General features: G+C 54.5%; 13 protein-coding genes. All 13 read right to left on the bottom strand.

The window, feature by feature from the left end; translation table 11 throughout:
- The 13 genes from H6507_00985 to H6507_00925 all read right to left on the bottom strand — a co-directional run bounded on the left by H6507_00985 (nt 1) and on the right by H6507_00925 (nt 16733).
- Entirely contained in the window at nt 1–1287 is a 1287-nt protein-coding gene (locus tag H6507_00985) for a 3-isopropylmalate dehydratase large subunit (GenBank protein ID MCB9367674.1), read from the bottom strand.
- Nucleotides 1288–1303: 16 nt separating this feature from the next.
- Entirely contained in the window at nt 1304–2497 is a 1194-nt protein-coding gene (locus H6507_00980) for a CoA transferase (protein ID MCB9367673.1), read from the bottom strand.
- A 15-nt stretch (nt 2498–2512) separates the two neighbouring features.
- Nucleotides 2513–3427: a hydroxymethylglutaryl-CoA lyase gene (locus H6507_00975; protein ID MCB9367672.1), complete on the bottom strand. Its 915-nt coding sequence runs from the start codon at nt 3425–3427 to the stop codon at nt 2513–2515.
- A 1-nt stretch (nt 3428) separates the two neighbouring features.
- Entirely contained in the window at nt 3429–4568 is a 1140-nt protein-coding gene (locus tag H6507_00970; protein MCB9367671.1) for an isocitrate/isopropylmalate dehydrogenase family protein, read from the bottom strand.
- Nucleotides 4569–4886: 318 nt separating this feature from the next.
- Nucleotides 4887–7829 carry a CapA family protein gene (locus H6507_00965; protein ID MCB9367670.1) on the bottom strand — a complete coding sequence of 981 codons (2943 nt, stop codon included), beginning with the start codon at nt 7827–7829 and terminating at the stop codon, nt 4887–4889.
- 106 nt (nt 7830–7935) lie between these two features.
- Nucleotides 7936–9390 (bottom strand): hypothetical protein, encoded by a 1455-nt coding sequence (locus tag H6507_00960; GenBank protein ID MCB9367669.1) that lies wholly within the window; start codon nt 9388–9390, stop codon nt 7936–7938.
- A 337-nt stretch (nt 9391–9727) separates the two neighbouring features.
- Nucleotides 9728–10000: a helix-turn-helix domain-containing protein gene (locus H6507_00955; GenBank protein ID MCB9367668.1), complete on the bottom strand. Its 273-nt coding sequence runs from the start codon at nt 9998–10000 to the stop codon at nt 9728–9730.
- A gap of 168 nt (nt 10001–10168) precedes the next feature.
- Nucleotides 10169–10438 (bottom strand): winged helix-turn-helix transcriptional regulator, encoded by a 270-nt coding sequence (locus H6507_00950; protein ID MCB9367667.1) that lies wholly within the window; start codon nt 10436–10438, stop codon nt 10169–10171.
- A gap of 71 nt (nt 10439–10509) precedes the next feature.
- Nucleotides 10510–10794 (bottom strand): hypothetical protein, encoded by a 285-nt coding sequence (locus H6507_00945; GenBank protein MCB9367666.1) that lies wholly within the window; start codon nt 10792–10794, stop codon nt 10510–10512.
- 10 nt (nt 10795–10804) lie between these two features.
- Nucleotides 10805–10993, bottom strand: a complete 189-nt coding sequence (locus H6507_00940; GenBank protein MCB9367665.1) for a DUF2892 domain-containing protein — start codon at nt 10991–10993, stop codon at nt 10805–10807.
- A 23-nt stretch (nt 10994–11016) separates the two neighbouring features.
- Complete coding sequence (locus H6507_00935) at nt 11017–14292, bottom strand: efflux RND transporter permease subunit (GenBank protein ID MCB9367664.1); 3276 nt, start codon at nt 14290–14292, stop codon at nt 11017–11019.
- A 32-nt stretch (nt 14293–14324) separates the two neighbouring features.
- Nucleotides 14325–15395 (bottom strand): efflux RND transporter periplasmic adaptor subunit, encoded by a 1071-nt coding sequence (locus H6507_00930; GenBank protein MCB9367663.1) that lies wholly within the window; start codon nt 15393–15395, stop codon nt 14325–14327.
- Nucleotides 15396–15401: 6 nt separating this feature from the next.
- Nucleotides 15402–16733, bottom strand: a complete 1332-nt coding sequence (locus H6507_00925; protein MCB9367662.1) for a TolC family protein — start codon at nt 16731–16733, stop codon at nt 15402–15404.
- Between the last annotated feature and the right edge of the window lie 3 nt (nt 16734–16736).

Genomic DNA, 16736 nt, shown 5'->3' with positions numbered 1-16736 from the left:
TTACATCTCCCTCGGATCGGTGATTTCGCCGCGCACGGCACTCGCCGCCGCGACTTCGGGTGAACACAAAAATACTTCTGCGGTGGGGTTACCCATTCGTCCCTTGAAATTGCGGTTCGTCGTCGACAATGCGACTTCGCCGTCGCCTAACGCTCCTTGATGCACTCCCAAGCAACAGCCGCAACCGGGATTCATGACGACGGCTCCGGCTTCCATGAAATCTTTCAAGTAGCCGAGCTCCATTGCTTCCTTGTAAATCTTCCACGAGGCCGGGAACACCAGCATGCGCGTATCGTCGTGGACTTTCTTTGATTTCAAAAGTTTCGAAGCTGCCGCGAGATCGTCGAGACGACCGTTCGTGCACGAACCGATTACAATCTGGTGCACTTTCTTGCCCGCGATTTCGGTAACGGGCTTGACATTGTCAACCGTGTGAGGACAGGACACTTGCGGAGCGAGCGCCGCCCCGTCGATATGGACGACTTGTTCATATTCGGCGTCAGGATCGGGCGATTCCATCCAGAACGTGTCGTTTACTTTTGCTTCTTCCGTCAAGTAGCGCACGGTTTCTTGATCGGGCGGAACAATACCCGCAGTGGCTCCCGCTTCCACGGCCATGTTGCAAAGCACCAATCGCGACGACGTGCTCATATTCTTGATCGTCGACCCGTGGAACTCCAAGACTTTGTAGTTCGCTCCGTTCGCTTTGATTTTGCCGATCAAATTCAGAATGACGTCCTTCGCCGAAACAAACGGAGAAAGTTCGCCGTCCACGACAACTTTGATGGTCTTGGGTACTTCGATGTTCAGAGCACAGCCCAGCGCCCAAACGCTCGCCATTTCCGTCGCGCCAATACCAAACGCAAACGAACCCAGTGCGCCGTGAGTCGTGGTGTGACTGTCCGTTCCGACCGTCACCGTACCCGGACGCACGTAACCTTTTTCTGGGAGAATCTGGTGACAGATGCCGCCTTGGTCGCCACGTATATCGTGAAACTTTCCTATGCCCTGTTCGGCTACGAACTCGCGAATGCGTTTTTGGTTCGTGGCTGTCTTCGGGCTCTCTGCCGGAATTCTGTGGTCAAAGATAATCGCGATTCTGCTGGGATCCCAAACGTTCGCGGGATACTCAAGTCCATTGAATATCTCCTTGAACTGGTGCATGACGAGCGCCGCATTTTCGTGCGACATCGCCAAGTCGACGCGCGGCTCGACTACGTCTCCCGCTTTCACCGAGGCGAGCCCCGCGGCTTTCGCGAGAATTTTTTCTGCTAAGGTCATTGGCATATGCATCTCCTGATGCTTAAATCACTTTGTCAGTTCTGAGTTGTTCGATTTGCGCGTCGGAGAAACCAAGTTCGTGCAGAATCGAAAGTGTGTGTTCGCCAAGTTTCGGCGGCGGCATCGTCGCCATTCCCGGAGTCTTGGAAAATTTCGCGGTCATGTTAAACAGCTCGAGATCGCCTATTCCCTCGACGTTCAGTTTCGAGAAAGTATCGCGATGTGCGACCTGCGGCTGCGCGAGCGCTTGCTCGAGCGTGAGAATCAATCCTGCGGGCACGTCGTGCTTATTGAGTTCGTCTACCCAGTAAGCTCCTTCGCGTTCCAAAAGTTTCGCTTCGAGCAGCGGAGTCAGCTCGTAGCGGTTTTTCTTGCGTGCGTCGCGTTCTTGGAAACGCGGATCGGTTTTGAGTTCGGTTACGCCGACGACTTCGGTCAACGCTTCCCACTGCTCTTGTTTGTTCGCGGCGATGTTAATGAATCCGTCTTTCGCTTTGAACACACCCGACGGCGCGGCAGTGAAATTATCGTTGCCCATCATCACGGGATGCTGCTCGCCGATCATCCAATTGGCGACCACCCACCCCATCAACGGCATGATTGAATCGAGCAAAGCGACGTCGATATACTGACCTTCGCCGGTGCGTTCGCGATGATACAGCGCACCCATGACGGCAAACGCCGCATTTAATCCACCCACAGTGTCACAAATTGGAAATCCTGCACGCAACGGATTTAGCCTTTCATCGCCGTTGATAGCCATTTCTCCGGAAAGACCTTGAATGATTTGATCGTAGGCAGGCTTCAACGCATCCGGTCCGGTCTGGCCGAAGCCGGAAATTGCGCAGTAGATGATACGGGGATTGATTTCGCTCAACACTTCGTACGAGAGTCCCAAGCGTTTCATCACGTCGGGACGGAAATTCTCGACGACGACGTCGGCATCTTTGACGAGCTTTTTGAAAATCTCCTTGGCTTCGGGGAGTTTCAGGTTGAGCGTGAGCGAACGCTTGTTTGCGTTTTGCGCCAAAAAGCTCGTGCCCATCAGCATTTGGTTATATGCCGGAACACAGCCTAATTTGCGCGCGAGATCGCCGTCCTTGGGATTTTCGATTTTGATAACATCAGCTCCGGCAAGCGCGAGATGCAGCGTCGCAAACGGTCCGGAGAGCACGTTGGTCAGATCGAGGACGCGAATTCCTTCGAGGAGTTTCATAGAATACAGTCTTGATTAAAATGCGGCGTAACTAACCGGGCCGGATTTGTACACCATGCCCGGCATATCGCGTCCGAAAAACTCGGACATGCTCTTCGCCGCTTCAATGAGTGTGGTGAGGTTGACGTCTTTGCGCAAGTTCGCGCGCTGCCAATAGTGCACCAAGTCTTCGGTGCAGACATTTCCACCGGAGACTTTCGTGAACGGGCAGCCGCCCAATCCCGCGACGGCGGATTCAAAAATCTTCACGCCAGCGTTCATCGCGGCACGGCAATTGGCAATGCCGAGTCCGTAAGTGTTGTGAAGATGGCAGGCGCATTCGGCCTGCGGATTCATCTTCATCACTTTGTCAAAAAGTGTTTCGACCTGTTCAGGCAATGCGTGGCCCGCAGTGTCCGCGAGCGACACGGCAATTAGCCCAGCGTCAAAATATTTTTCGACAATTCCGAGCACGCGTTCGACCGGCACAGCACCTTCAAAGCCGCAACCAAAAGCTGATTGCACGGAAACTTGCACGCGCTTGCCCGCGGCCAGCGCGGTTTTTGCCGTGTCAATGATTCGCTCCGTGGCTTCCGCGACGGTCATGCGCGTGTTTTTCATGCTGTGAGTTTCACTGGCGGAAACTCCCATGCAAAACATATCGACGCCGCAAGCCATACCGCGGTCGAGACCCTTTTCATTCAGCACCAGACCCGAAAGTACGACCTTCTCTGGTTTGCGGCCGGGCGCGCTGAAGTGGCGGAATAGAGCATCGGTGTCGGCCATCTGCGGAACCTTTTCAGGATGCACAAACGAGCCGAGCTGCAGCATATCCACTCCCGCGGCGATGAGTCCTTCTGCCCATTTGATCTTTACGTCGAGCGGAACGACCTGCTTTTCCATTTGCAGGCCGTCGCGCAATCCGACTTCATGCAATAACGGAAAGTCCATATCAGGCCGTCATGAGCGACGGAATTTTGTCGGCGATCGCTTGTCCCATTTCGAGCGTGGTATTCGATCCGCCCATGTCATAGGTGCGCACCTTGCCTTCTTTGATCACTTCGGCGACAGCATCTTCGATTTTCTTGGCATGATCCAACTCGCCCAGCCATTCGAGCATCTGCTTCGCGGACAAAATCGTCGCGATGGGATTGACTTTGTATTGACCGGCATACTTGGGAGCTGAGCCGTGTGTCGGTTCAAACACGCCGAGTTTGTCGCCGATGTTGCCGGAGCAGCCGAAGCCCAAACCTCCTACCAATTGCGCGCAAAGATCGCTGACGATATCGCCGTAGAGATTCGGCGCAACAAGCACGTCGTAGTTGAACGGATTTTTCAGCAGCCACATCATGATGGCATCGACATTAGCTTCGTCAAAGATGATGTCGGGAAAATCTTTGCCAACTTCGCGGGCGACGTCGAGGAACAATCCATCCGCCGCGCGTACGACGTTGGCCTTGTGGACGACTGTGACTTTCTTGCGGCCATGCTTGCGGGCAAACTCAAAGGCTGCGCGCACGATGCGCTCAGAGCCTTTGCGCGTATTCACCTTGCAAGAGACGGCAAAGTCGTCGCTGCCAAGATTTTCAAACACTTTGAACGGCTTGTTCAGCTTGGAGAGTGTTGCTTTCAATTCATCGGGAACCGGCGAAAACTCAACGCCGGAATAGAGGTCTTCAGTGTTTTCACGGAAGACGACGAGGTCGATATTCTCTTTGAAATTGAGCGGATTGCCCGGATAGGCTTTCGTCGGACGCAGGCAGACGTAGAGATCGAACGCTTGGCGCATGCGCACGATCGGCGAACGGTAGGTCATACCCTTGCCTTGCAGGCTCGGAGTCAATTCCTTCTCAGCGAGCTTGGCGGGCTTGGACGTGATCGCACCGAACATCGCGGCATCCACACTTGAGAGCAAGTCCATAGTGCGCTGCGGTAAAGCGTCGCCTTCGCTGCACCAAAACTCCCAACCGATGTCACCGTGAATATATTCGGCATCAAAGTCTAAACGATCAAGGACGAGACGGGCGGCTTCCAAAACTTCGATGCCAACGCCGTCGCCGGGCAGCCAGCCAATTTTGTACTTCTTCTTCACAACCAACCTCCGGGCAGCTATTTTAGCCAGTAATTTTCCGATTATTATGGAGTCGTTTCAGCACGAACTGAACAGTGTTCAGGACCCCATTTTGTATGTAATCATAAATATTGTGAAACTTTTCACCACAAAAAAGACGTAAGCCGAGTAGTGTGACGATATTACACTTTGCTCAACTTTTGATTCATAGAGAGTTAAAACCTGACTCTATTTGACAACTTTTAAGAGGCATGGCCGCCTTTTACGCGGACATCAGGAAAACAGAAAGCCCTCGAATAGAACTCGAGGGCTTTCTTGCTGTGTAACGTGTTATACCGTTCAGCGAACGGCGTGTGACAATCGTGCGGGCGGAACGAAATCGACCCATTCGCGGCGATAGTCCAATGTCAATGTGGCCACGTTCGTCGCGCTGCGAACCTGCACCCAATGATAGTCATTAGGGAAGGTTACTGTCGCGGGGGATTCCATCCAATCATCCCACTGAATCAGCGACGCATCGTCGAACCATGCGTATCCTGTGCCGCTGGCGGGCGCATTTAGTGTCATGCGAATCACAACGAAGTTTGAGCCACCGGGCGGCGTCAAATTGGCTTGCCGGAAAGTCCAGTCGGCAGTTCCACTGATCGGAGCTCCAACGTTGACTTGTTGGAGCAAAGTTCCGCCGCTGCGTTGGCCATAAAACTCAACTTGAAACGCCGCGCTAACAGCATTGTCTGCCTTCACCCAACCGCACATGGTGTATTGAGGAATTCCGTTAAATGGGAAACGGTATTGATTGAAGGTCACGACGTTGGACGGATTGCCTGCCACGCGACGCAGCCAAATGCTCCGGTCGCCCGTGTGCACCGTGTCGTTTGCATAGCCTTCGTCGCCGCTGTTCAGCAGCCAGTCATTTGAACCTTCGTCTTCCATATTTCCGAACAAGACCATTTCACGGCCAACGCGTATTTCGCAGCCTGTTATATCGGTCACTTCACCGGAAACGACGTAACCGTCCATGGCGAGCTTGTGCGGAGCGGACACCCACCACGCGCCGCTTTGGGTCGCCGTGAGCGTGACCGTGGTATCTACTCCTACCCTCGTCACCATGTTCGTATCGAAAACAATAAATGCACTGTCGGCACCCGGCGGTCGAACGAGCCACGTGTCGAGGTCGCGGGACTTCGCGGTTTCGTAATCCAACAGGTTGCGCGCAAGCTCACCCCGTGCAGGCTGTGGAATCCAATGATTGATGTACACGGGATGTACCACGGCTTGATCTACTCCCAAGTTGCCGTCGACGTGCGTGCGTAAAATCAAACTGGGCATCGTCTCAGCATAGGTCAGGTCAAAAACAAAATTGCCGAGACTGTGCGCGATCAGTTTGTCATGGTAGACTTCAAATCCTTGTATGATGTGCGGGTGGTGCGCGATGACCATTTCCGCACCCATGTCGATGGCGTACTGGCGAATTTGACGCTCGGCAGTGTCGGGAATCAACTCAAACAGCATATCTTCATCGCCAAACGGATCGAGCGCGTCATTCATTCCCAAGATCGGTTCTTCAGAATATTCGGACCCGGAGTGTGTGTTGATGACGACGAAATCGGCAAGCTGCGTCGCTTCTTCCACGGTTGCGTCGATAGCCGCGCGGTTCCACATCGCAAACCCTGCGCGCGACCTGCCCGCGTCGAGGAACGGTTGGTAATTGTTGTAAGAGCCCGTGCGATCGGAAAAACTTAGCATTCCAAACGATATGCCGTTGGCGGACAGAAAGCGCACTTGACGAGCGAGCTCGTCGTTCAACCCGGAACCGTTGTAGACAATGCCTACGCTGTCGAGGACGTCCATGGTTTGGACCATGCCGGGAATCAAGTAATCGAATACATGGTTGTTGGCCAGGGTTACGAAATCAATTCCCGCATTGACCAACCCGCTGACACTTGCCGGGTCTGCTTTGAAGACGATGCCTTTGGTGGGATGACGAACCGTCGCCGTTGTGAACGGGCATTCGAGATTGACGCTGGCCAGGTCGGCCGTCTGTATCCACGGATAGGTTGGCGAAAAAATCGTATCCACCCCCCACGAATCGATGATGCCGCCGTTGTTTTCATAGCCGCGACCGAGAATCACGTCACCGGTGAACGCAAACCATATATCTCGCGTCGCCGTCGCAGGCGAATCTATCACAGCTTCGGATAGACACGAAGCGCGACCTCCGTCGTCCGTGACGGTTAACGTGACCGGATAGCGGCCATGCGCGGCATATGTATGAACGGGATGCGATAGGTGTGACGATTTCCCGTCGCCGAAATCCCAGCGGTGTGTCAAGAGAGGGCTGTCGAGATCATAGGAGTACGAATGAAACGCGACCGTTACGCTGTCTGGGTCGGAGTCGCCGGCAAACACCCATGTGAAATCGACGATTGGGCTATGCGGCACCGCGCCGGAAATGTCTCGTACTTCATCAAACCTGACCACGCCGTCCGTCTCGACGGTGTCGTTGTCGTTGATGAAATAGAGCTTGGTTATGTTGGGAGCGTAGCCAAATCTCCCTTGCCAGTCTTCACCGATAGAAAGCTCGATGTCGATCCACTCGTCCTGTTCGAAGTAACCTTCGTAGCACGTGATCCAGTGCAGCGACTGCGGAGCCTCTTTGCCCCAGATCAGATAGTACATGTAGTTTTCTGAATCCGCGACGCCGAATGCATGCAGTTCACCGAGCTGCAAGAGCTTCATAGCGACGGCCCACGTGTCGGTCGAATCTACGTGGTGCGGCAGAATATCGATATACTTCCACGTGTTGCCGGTCATGATCAGCGATTGGCCGCTTTCACCAAACTGATCCTCCGCATTGACGTCGTAGGACAGCGGTTCCATGTCCTCACCGGGAACAGAGTGAAAAATCGGAGTAGCAGGAGCGTCGTAGAATGACATGATCACGTCGGTGACCGGAACAGGAGGTGTAATCTCGACGGGATCAATACGAAAAAAGCCGAGGTCAAACAAGCCCTCGGCATCGTGGTGAACGTAAAATGTATCCGTAGTGACGGCGAGCGTGTCCAGCGAAGCCATCGTCGTTTGCCGACTGAAAGTTACCGCCCAATAGTGCAGAGTGTCCGACGGAATCCAATGCAGCGAGAGACCGTCATCCGTCTTCAAAATCGTGAGCGTAGTGGCTTGCTCGTCAAGACTGTTGTGGCCGACTCTGTCGGCGGCTACTGGATTCGCCGCCAGTCCTATCAGAATGAGGGCACTTAAAAGTTCGTGTAACCGTTTCATGGTGTTGCGTGCTCCCGGAAGCGTTCTAACTAATCAATTCAAGTTAAGTCGCATTGCAACGGATGTCAACACATTGGTCCTGATTTTGTAAATCCGATAGCTTTTATCAACTTCCTGTTTCTTCGCGTAACTTGACTATCTCAGTATCAATCAGCGTCGCCGGAAAAACACCGTCTGCCTCGAAAACATCCCGTTCTTCTTCCAGCAATTCCGCGACAGCATCACTCGCAGCTGGTATCTTCTGGCTCTGCTCTGACGCGGGAACGTCACAGTGCATGCTCTCAAGTATCTCTTTACGGTTTGTCAGTCCATGCGCATGACAGGCAGCTTGTGCAATTCCGGCGAGCAGCAAGTGCGGAAACGCCGAGCCGTCAGGCAAACGAAACTCGACTGTTTCAGGATAAACTGAAGTTCCGGAGACATCCTTGGTTGTGACGGGCAATCGAACCAGCGCTTTACGATTGAATTGGCCCCACGTAACGGACGTCGGAGACTCTTTGCCCTGAAAGAGGCGGACGAAGGAAGTTTGTGTACGATTGCCGAACGACATCAGCGAGCAGCCATGCGCGAGCAAGCCGACAATCAAGAGCTTGGCACTTTCTGTAGTTTTTCCATCTTTTTCGTATACGGGCAGGAATTGATCTTCAAAGACGGGCGCCATGTGGACGTGCATGCCGCTGCCAGCATGTCCACGGCGGACAACGGGGTCGAAGCTGATTTCCATCTCATACTCGCGCGCGAGATTGCGCAAAACCCAGTGCGTCAGTACGATATTGTTCGCGGCATCCGGCAACGGCGCGAGCGCGAGTTCTATTTCGTGCTGTTCCCACGTCACATCCGACTCGTTTTCGGCGGCGGCGAAACCGACTTCACTGTGCGCATACTTAACCGGAACTCCGATTTGCGCAAGCAGTGTCAGCGCCCGACGACGAAGCTCTTGCCCCGCGACATAGGGTGCGGCCGCGTGATAGCCGCGATCTTCGGTACGCTCGGTGTTCGCGCCGGCTTTTAGGCCAAGAAAATACTCGACTTCGCCAAGCGCGTGCAACTCGAAACCCGCGACCGAACACAATCGTTCGTACGCGCGAGTGACGATTGAAACGGGAGACTGCGGCAGCGGTTCGCCCGTCCGCGTCGCGTGACTGCAAAGAATGGCGAGCGTACCTTCCTCCGAAAAGGGATCGACAAAAGCCGTGGAGATCACCGGACGCAACACAATGTCCGAGGCTCCAGCCGTGATGCCGGAACCGGGGAACAGGCTGGAGCCGTCCGCGCGTTCGCCATAGCGAACAATTTGCAGGAAGTGATTGTGATCCCGCGGAACAAAGTCAAGGGTTTTGATCTTACCGTCCCCGGCCACATGCATAAGCGACACTTGTCTCAAGTCAAGAGCGACAAAAGCGTGCGCAAGGTCATGTTCAGTCCAGCTTGACGACGGACGAGCGATTGTACGTTCGAGAATCGAAGCTGAGGTGACGAGTACATGCTCGCCGTTGCGGAGGTTGACGTCGCCGGAAGAGCGGTCGCTGTGTCTGTATTCGGTAAGGTCAGAGTGGTTCATGGGTAATAGCAAGTCGAAAGCAGAAAATACAAGTTTTCTAATCTTCAAATAAATATCTGAAAAAACAATTGCGCACCTAAAGTGACCCGATTGACAGCCAGAGTGACCACAAACCGTCTAAACTGATGAATACACTTGTTTTCAGAAACAGAAAAGGCCCTCAAACAAAATTTTGAGGGCCAAACGCAGACTGTCGTGTGAGGAGTTCGTTAGTATTCCCGGTGGGGCAACACGCGGCCGAGGTGAGGAAACGACCGCGCGCTGCGCTCGATTCGTGGCGCGCTTAGGCTATGTTGGACACGAACCGTAGCTTGCCCGCCGGGATTTGAAACTATTGTTAAGCGGACGCGTGATCTCCCAATGCCAATTTTTTGGGCCGCCCCGGTCGCTTAGGCGGAATCACATTCTCGAGGGCCGATGCGTGAAACCGGCGGTCCCCGCGTTCGTTAATTCTAACACACAAAAGACAACCGACCTTTGTCCAGCGGCGGACGGTTGTTTTGGATATTCCAAGGTACTCCGCAGCTTCATCAATCCTCAAAAGACGTCCGTCTGGCACGTTGGATGCTCCCCTCGATTCTCGACACTTGTATGTACATAATATCCGCATAAGATTGTCAAATCTCATCTGTTGAACAAGAGTCCTTCAGAACCTAAGGGCTAAGATATTATGGACTTCCTGTCCAGCACCTGAATTGGAGAGTCCAAGATGAAGCGCCCCCTGTTCAATGAACCGGGGGCGCAAGCAGAGGAGAGCTGAAGAGTTGCTTTGAGACTATTATTCCGACGTACTCTTGAAACGCCTTTCAATGGACGAACAGACGGTGTCGCAGACTGAGTTTACAACAGGGTCGGTCACGTGGTAGAAACGATTCTGCTTTTCGGTTCGGGACTCCACTAAACCCGTAGCACGCAAGATTGCCAAGTGTTTTGAGACATTTGCTTGACTGCATCCAATATCATTTACCAATTCCGTGACTGTGTATTCGCGCTGACGGAGGTGATAGAGAATGTTCAGACGAACCGGATCGCCCATCGCCTTGAGCATCGCGGCGATATGGTGAACAGTTTCAGACGCCGGAAATTCGGCTTTCTTTTTTGCAGCCATAGTAGTCTTGATTAGAGAGTTGATTCCACCGGCCAATAGACACAGGAGACGTGGCAGTTACAATCTTTTTGATACTCTTTTAAGAGATCCACAATCTCTTTGCGCATTTCATTTTCGACGACCATCATCACGACGACGGAGGTTTTGGGATGTACGGCACTGCCCATGCGAATTCCCGTGGTGCCGTAGCCATGCGCATCGGAGATTTCCGTAAACCCGTGGACTCCATGTTTGGTCAACAAGAGTTCGATTTCTTCACGCAATTCGGCTTTGGCAAATACAACAAGCATTTCCATTGTGGACTCCTTAGGGCTTCAGACCCAGCTTGCGAAAGATGGTCATCGCGGGACAGGCTCTGGTGAAGGCAGACTGCAGCAGATTCAATCCGACGAATGCAGTGAGTAACAACCACCACGGGCTAACCCAGTGGGCGAGGGCAACGCTGAGCAGGATCATCACACCCGCCAACGCTCTAACGGCTTCTTCTACACGCATGTATGTTATACCTTTCTTTTGGACTATTGCTCTTCGGGATCCATGAGATCCTGCGTGCCAGCAAATTTCAAGTAGATGTAGTAGAGCAAGGGGATGATGATCAGAGTTAGCGCCGTCGACGCGATCACTCCGAAAATCAACGAAACCGCAAGCCCTTGGAAAATGGGATCAAGATAAATAACACCTGCGCCCACGACCAAGGCCAACGCCGTCAGAGTAATCGGACGGAAACGAACAGCCCCGGCTTTCATCACGGCCTCTTCGAGCGGTTCGCCCGCGCGAATCTCCTGATTGATGAAGTCCACCAGCAGAATTGAATTTCTAACTACAATTCCCGAGAGCGCAATGAATCCAATCATCGACGTCGCAGTGAAAAATGTGCCGAGGATCGCATGGCCCGGCAAAATTCCGATCAGGGTCAACGGAATCGGAGCCATTATGATCAACGGCGTTATGAATGAACCGAACCAACCGACGACGAGCACGTAGATCAGCAGCACTACAACTCCGAAGGCTGCGCCCATGTCGCGGAACACTTCGTAAGTGATGTGCCACTCGCCGTCCCACTTCACTCCGTATTCCTGACTGTTCTCGGGCATGTGTGTCGACATCACGGCGAGTTCCACTCCACTCGGAGTTACGACGTCTTTGAGCCGCTCGTTCATGTTGAGAATTCCGTAAACCGGAGATTCTTCCGAACCCGCGACTTCACCTACGACGTACGTGACTGGTTGGAGGTTTTTGTGATAGATATAGGCTTCGCGTTTTCTCTCGACCGGATTGATCAGCTCACCTAAAGGCACGAGCTGACCTTGCGATCCATGCAGCTTGATGCTCTGCAACTCTTCGTTGCGAGAACGTTGCGTGCGTTCGACTTGGAGAAGCAGCGGCACTTCGCTTCTGTCCTGCTCGACGTGCAGAAGTCCGGCTTCGGCTCCGTTAAGCGCGACGCGGAGCGTGCGAGTGATGTGCTCGGGAGTAATTCCCACGGCAGCCGCTTTTTCTTGATTGACCACGTACTCCGTGAGCGGAGCCGGGTCTTCAACCATCCAATCGACGTCGACGATTCCTTCAGTGGTCAAGAAGACTTCCTTGACTTGCTCGGCGACGCGTCTGCGGCCTTCACGATCCGGTCCGTAGACTTCGGCCACCATCGTCGAGAGCACCGGAGGTCCGGGCGGGACTTCCGTGACTTTTAAGTTCACGCCGTGCTTGTGGGCAATCGGAAGCAGTTCGTTGCGGACGGCTTTGGCGAAGTCGTGGCTCTTCTGACTGCGGAGATGCTTGTCGACGAGATTGACTTGAATGTCCGCGACGTTGCCGCCGGAGCGCATGAAGTAGTAGCGCACGAGCCCGTTGAAGTTGAAAGGCGCCGACGTTCCGACGTAAACTTGATAGTCGGACACTTCAGGCATCGTAGTGAAGTGACGGGCAATTTCGCGGGCGGCAGCGTTGGTGCGTTCGAGCGAATAGTCTTCGGGAGCGTCGATGACGACTTGCAGCTCGCTTTTGTTGTCGTAGGGCATCATCTTGACGACTACCCAACGCAGCGGGAAGAGCGCCATTGAGATTAACAAAATTCCGACGACGCCCGCAAATGTGATAATCTGTTTCTTGCGGCTGGCCAGCAGCGGTTTCATCAGATTAGCATACATCTTCTGAAGTTTGGTCTCTTCCTGCGTTTCGTCGAAGTGATGGTGCGAGGCATCGACAGCCTTGTTGCCGCCGAAAAGACGGTAGGTCAACCACGGAGAGACGACGAAGGCAACCAAGAGCGAGAAGAACATCGCGGCAGACGCGTTGACCGGAATCGGACGCATGTAGGGTCCCATCAATCCCGAGACGAAAGCCAGCGGCAAGAGTGCGCCGATTACCGTCAATGTCGCAAGAATCGTCGGGTTGCCGACTTCATCCGTGCCGAAAATGGTGGCGTGTTTGGCATCCGTCCATCTGAGCTGGTAGTGCCTGTGAATATTTTCGACGACGACGATCGCATCATCGACCAGGATACCAATTGAGAAGATCAACGCGAAAAGAGTCACGCGGTTAAGTGTGTAGCCGAAGAAGTAGCTTGCCGCCAACGTCAAAGCCAGTGTGACGGGAACCGCGACCAGGACCACAATTGCTTCGCGGCGACCAAGCATCAGGAGCATCAACAAGACCACGGAGATCGTGGCGAGTCCGACGTGAAAGATCAGCTCGTTGGATTTTTCCTGCGCGGTGAAACCGTAGTCGCGAGTCTTGGTCAACGCAATGTCGGAGGGAACCAGCGAGCCTTTCAGCTTGTCGAACCGCTCGTCGAGTTCGCGCACGAGATCGACGGCATTGGTGCCGGGTTTCTTCGCAATCGCGAGCGTGATGCCGGGTGCATCGATGCCTGCGACAGGAATATCTTTTTCCGGAGCTGCGGGACCCGAGCCCATCCAAACATATTGCGAAGGCTCTTCGGGACCGTCGACGACTTCTGCAACTTCACTGAGATAGACAGGCTTACCGTTGTAAGTCGCAATGACCAAATTGCGCACGTCGTCGATCGACTTGACGAATCCGCCGACTTGCACTTCGGTGGTATAGTCATCCGAAGTCATCATTCCCGCCGGGAGTTTCCAGTTGGCACTGGAGATGGCTCCGTAGGCTTGTAAAAGGGACGCGTGATAGGCCGCGAGTTTGTCCCTGTCAAAAGTCACTTTGACGACGCGGCGCTGTCCGCCGATCAACCATGCTTGAGCGACGCGCGGATGTCTGATCGATTCGGCGCGCAGCTCGTCGGCGACTTTGCGCAGTTCCGTGGGCGACGCGGTGGTGCTCCAGATCGTGTAGGCAATCGCGGGCACGTCGTCAATCGAACGCGGTTTGACGGCAGGTTGCGTCGCGCCCTGCGGCAACAGTTGTTGATTGGCCGCGAGCTTGGCGTGAATGCGCGTAACAGCTTGATCGGGATCGGTTCCGACATAGAAGCGGACGATGATCATGCCGCCCGAAGGCTGCGAAGTCGAATAGATGTACTCGACGTTTTCGATTTCGTAGAGCACTTTTTCGAGCGGACTGATGACGCGGCGTTCGACTTCCTGCGCGGAGGCGCCGGGAAGCCCGACGGTCACGTCAATCATCGGAACTTTGATCTGCGGCTCTTCTTCGCGGGGTGTGACCATCAAGGCAAGCACACCGACCAAAAGCGAAGCGACGACGAGCAGCGGAGTCAGTTTTGATTCGAGAAAGGCCGCCGCGAGACGGCCAGACGCGCCAATCTTTCGACGAGCGAGCTTCTCGCGTTTCGCCTCGCGGCGAATCGCCTCCATCTCGTCATGAATTTCTTGCGGGCTGCGATCCGTCATCCGTTCGACCTTTCAATTTTCGTTCCCTCGGCAATCAGAGCCGACCTATCGAGCACGACGGTTTCGCCGGAGGACAGACCTGACAAAATTTCAATTTCTTCGCCGCGTTCACGACCGACCGTGACGGCGCGAGTGTGCGCGCTGCCGTTTTCATCGACGATTGAAACGAGATGCAAACCTCCGGTCGCAAAGACCGCGGACTTGGGGATCAGGGTCGCGCGGATCATCTGACCGGGAATCTCGGCGGTGGCCGTGTAGCCTGCGGCGAGCGAGTCGTCGCTGGTGATTTCGGCTTTAACGGCGATAGTGTGCGTCATCGGATCTGCTGAGGGAGCAATTTCCGTGATGGTTGCTTCGACGGTTTGATTTTCATCGTCAAGTTTGGCTGTGATCGGCGTACCTTGCTTCAATTGCGTTCCGTCCGCGGCACGGACATTGAATTGAAGTTCACGTCCGGTTTGCGTTTGTACGCGAATCAGAGGACGGCCCGGCGCAACCAAATCTCCGACGTTGACGAATTTCTCCACGACTACGCCGTCAAAGGGTGCGCGAATGGAACTCTCATTAGCCACCGCTCCGGCGGCATCGACCGCGCCTTGCGCTTGCTTGACGGCTCCGGCGGCGGTTTCGTGCTGCATGCGAGCAATGTCGAGTTCGAGTTGCGAACAGGCTTGCTGCTCAAACAGGGCTTCGAATCTCTTAAGATTGGTCGAGGCGAGAGCTTCGGCGGCTTGCGCTTGGGCGAGCGCGCCTTTGGCCTGCGACAACATGCCGTTATTCATGCGCTCGTCGATTTCCAAGAGCACGTCCCCTTTCTTGACACGGTCGCCGATCTTCGCGCGTTCGCGCACGACGGGACCCATCGCGCGGCTGGAGAGAACGGCGTCATCGAGAGCGTGAATCGTGCCTTCGACTGAAATCAGGCGAGGAACTTCACGGACGGAAACGGGAGCCGTACGCGCGCGAAGCGTGGTGTTTTCGGGTTGAGCGAGTTTCGCTTCGTGCGAGCAACCGGCCCAGGCCGCGGCAAAAACAATTGAGAGCAGAAGAGTGATGCGAGTTTTCATAGTGTATCAATTAAGCAGTGATTGGCCGGTGACAAATTTTATGCGATAGCCCGCGAGCATTCGGTCGTAGCGCGCGGTCAGTTCGCGGACTTCCAATTCGCGTAAGGCTGTTTGCGCATCGAGCAGGTCCGTCATCTGAGCGACGCCCTGCGCGTAACGCGCTTCAACAACGCGGAGGTTTTCTTGGCCCGAGGCGAGCGCGGCGTTGGCGGCTTCGTGGCGCAGCTTGGCCGATTCCATATCTGAAACAGCTTGCCGGACTTGCAGTTTGACGCCTTCTTCGAAGCGGTGCACGTCCTGCTCGCCCGCGCGGGCTTCCAAGGATGCTTTTTGCACGGCGTGCACATCGGCTCCGCCGTGGAAGAGGTTGATTTTGGCCTGACCCATGATGGCCCACGACTTTCCGTTGTCGCCGAGCAATTCGTCATCATACCAATCGTAGCGACCGACGATCCCGATTTGCGGGAGGAACGATGAACGCGCGACGGTCACTTCAGCTTTGCCCGCGTTGAGTTTTTCGTGGGCGGCTTGCAGGTCCGGGCGATTCTCCAAGGCGGCGGATTGCGCCTCCACTTTCTCTATGGACATTGGCTCTTCGAAAACCAGTTCGGAGAGTACGACTTCTTCGTCCTGCGATCTTCCTCTTTGGAAATTCAAGGCGGCTTGTGCGAGCTGCGCTTGTTCGTCGGCGCGAGTCTTATACTCTTTGATCTCGGCTACAAAGACTTCGGCGCGCAAAATGTCCGAAGGCGCGAGCATCCCTTGATCGAAATAGTCGCGCGCGCGCTGCATATGAGTTTCGGCGGTAGCGAGCGATTTTGTCATCAATGACTGGTACTCGCGGGCCTTGCTCAGGTTCAACCATGCGGTCGCGGCATCCATGGCGACGCTCTCGCGCGTATGATCTTCTTCCAATCCTGCGGCGCGCGCCATTCGTCGGGCTTGTAAAGTCCGACCATGGAGCATTCCACCCGTAAAGATCGGCAAAGTCGCTTCCGCGCGTGTCATATAGGTGTTCAGCGGATCCGGGTTATTGGGGTCGTTGGCCGGATTGCCGAACTCCGTCATGCTGAATCTTTCCTGATTCATCTGAAAGGCAAACGACTCAGCCGGATTGGTCGTGCGAATGAACGACTCGGAGACATCTACAGAGGGAAGTCTGTAGCCAATTGCTTGTCTGGATTGCGCACGCGCGGCTTTGGCACGGGCGGTGGCCGCTTGAACCTGTGGGTGATGCTCAGAGGCTTCACGCATGGCGTCGCGGATTGTGAGGGAGTCCTGAGCCAGAGCCAGAGTGGGCAGCAGGACTGCGAGGTAAAGGAATTTGAGCTTGGTCATATT

The organism is Calditrichota bacterium (genome assembly GCA_020637445.1).
Taxonomy (GTDB): domain Bacteria; phylum Electryoneota; class RPQS01; order RPQS01; family RPQS01; genus JABWCQ01.
The sequence above is the reverse complement of the archived record's forward strand: the minus strand, read 5'-3'. Positions and strand labels throughout refer to the sequence as shown.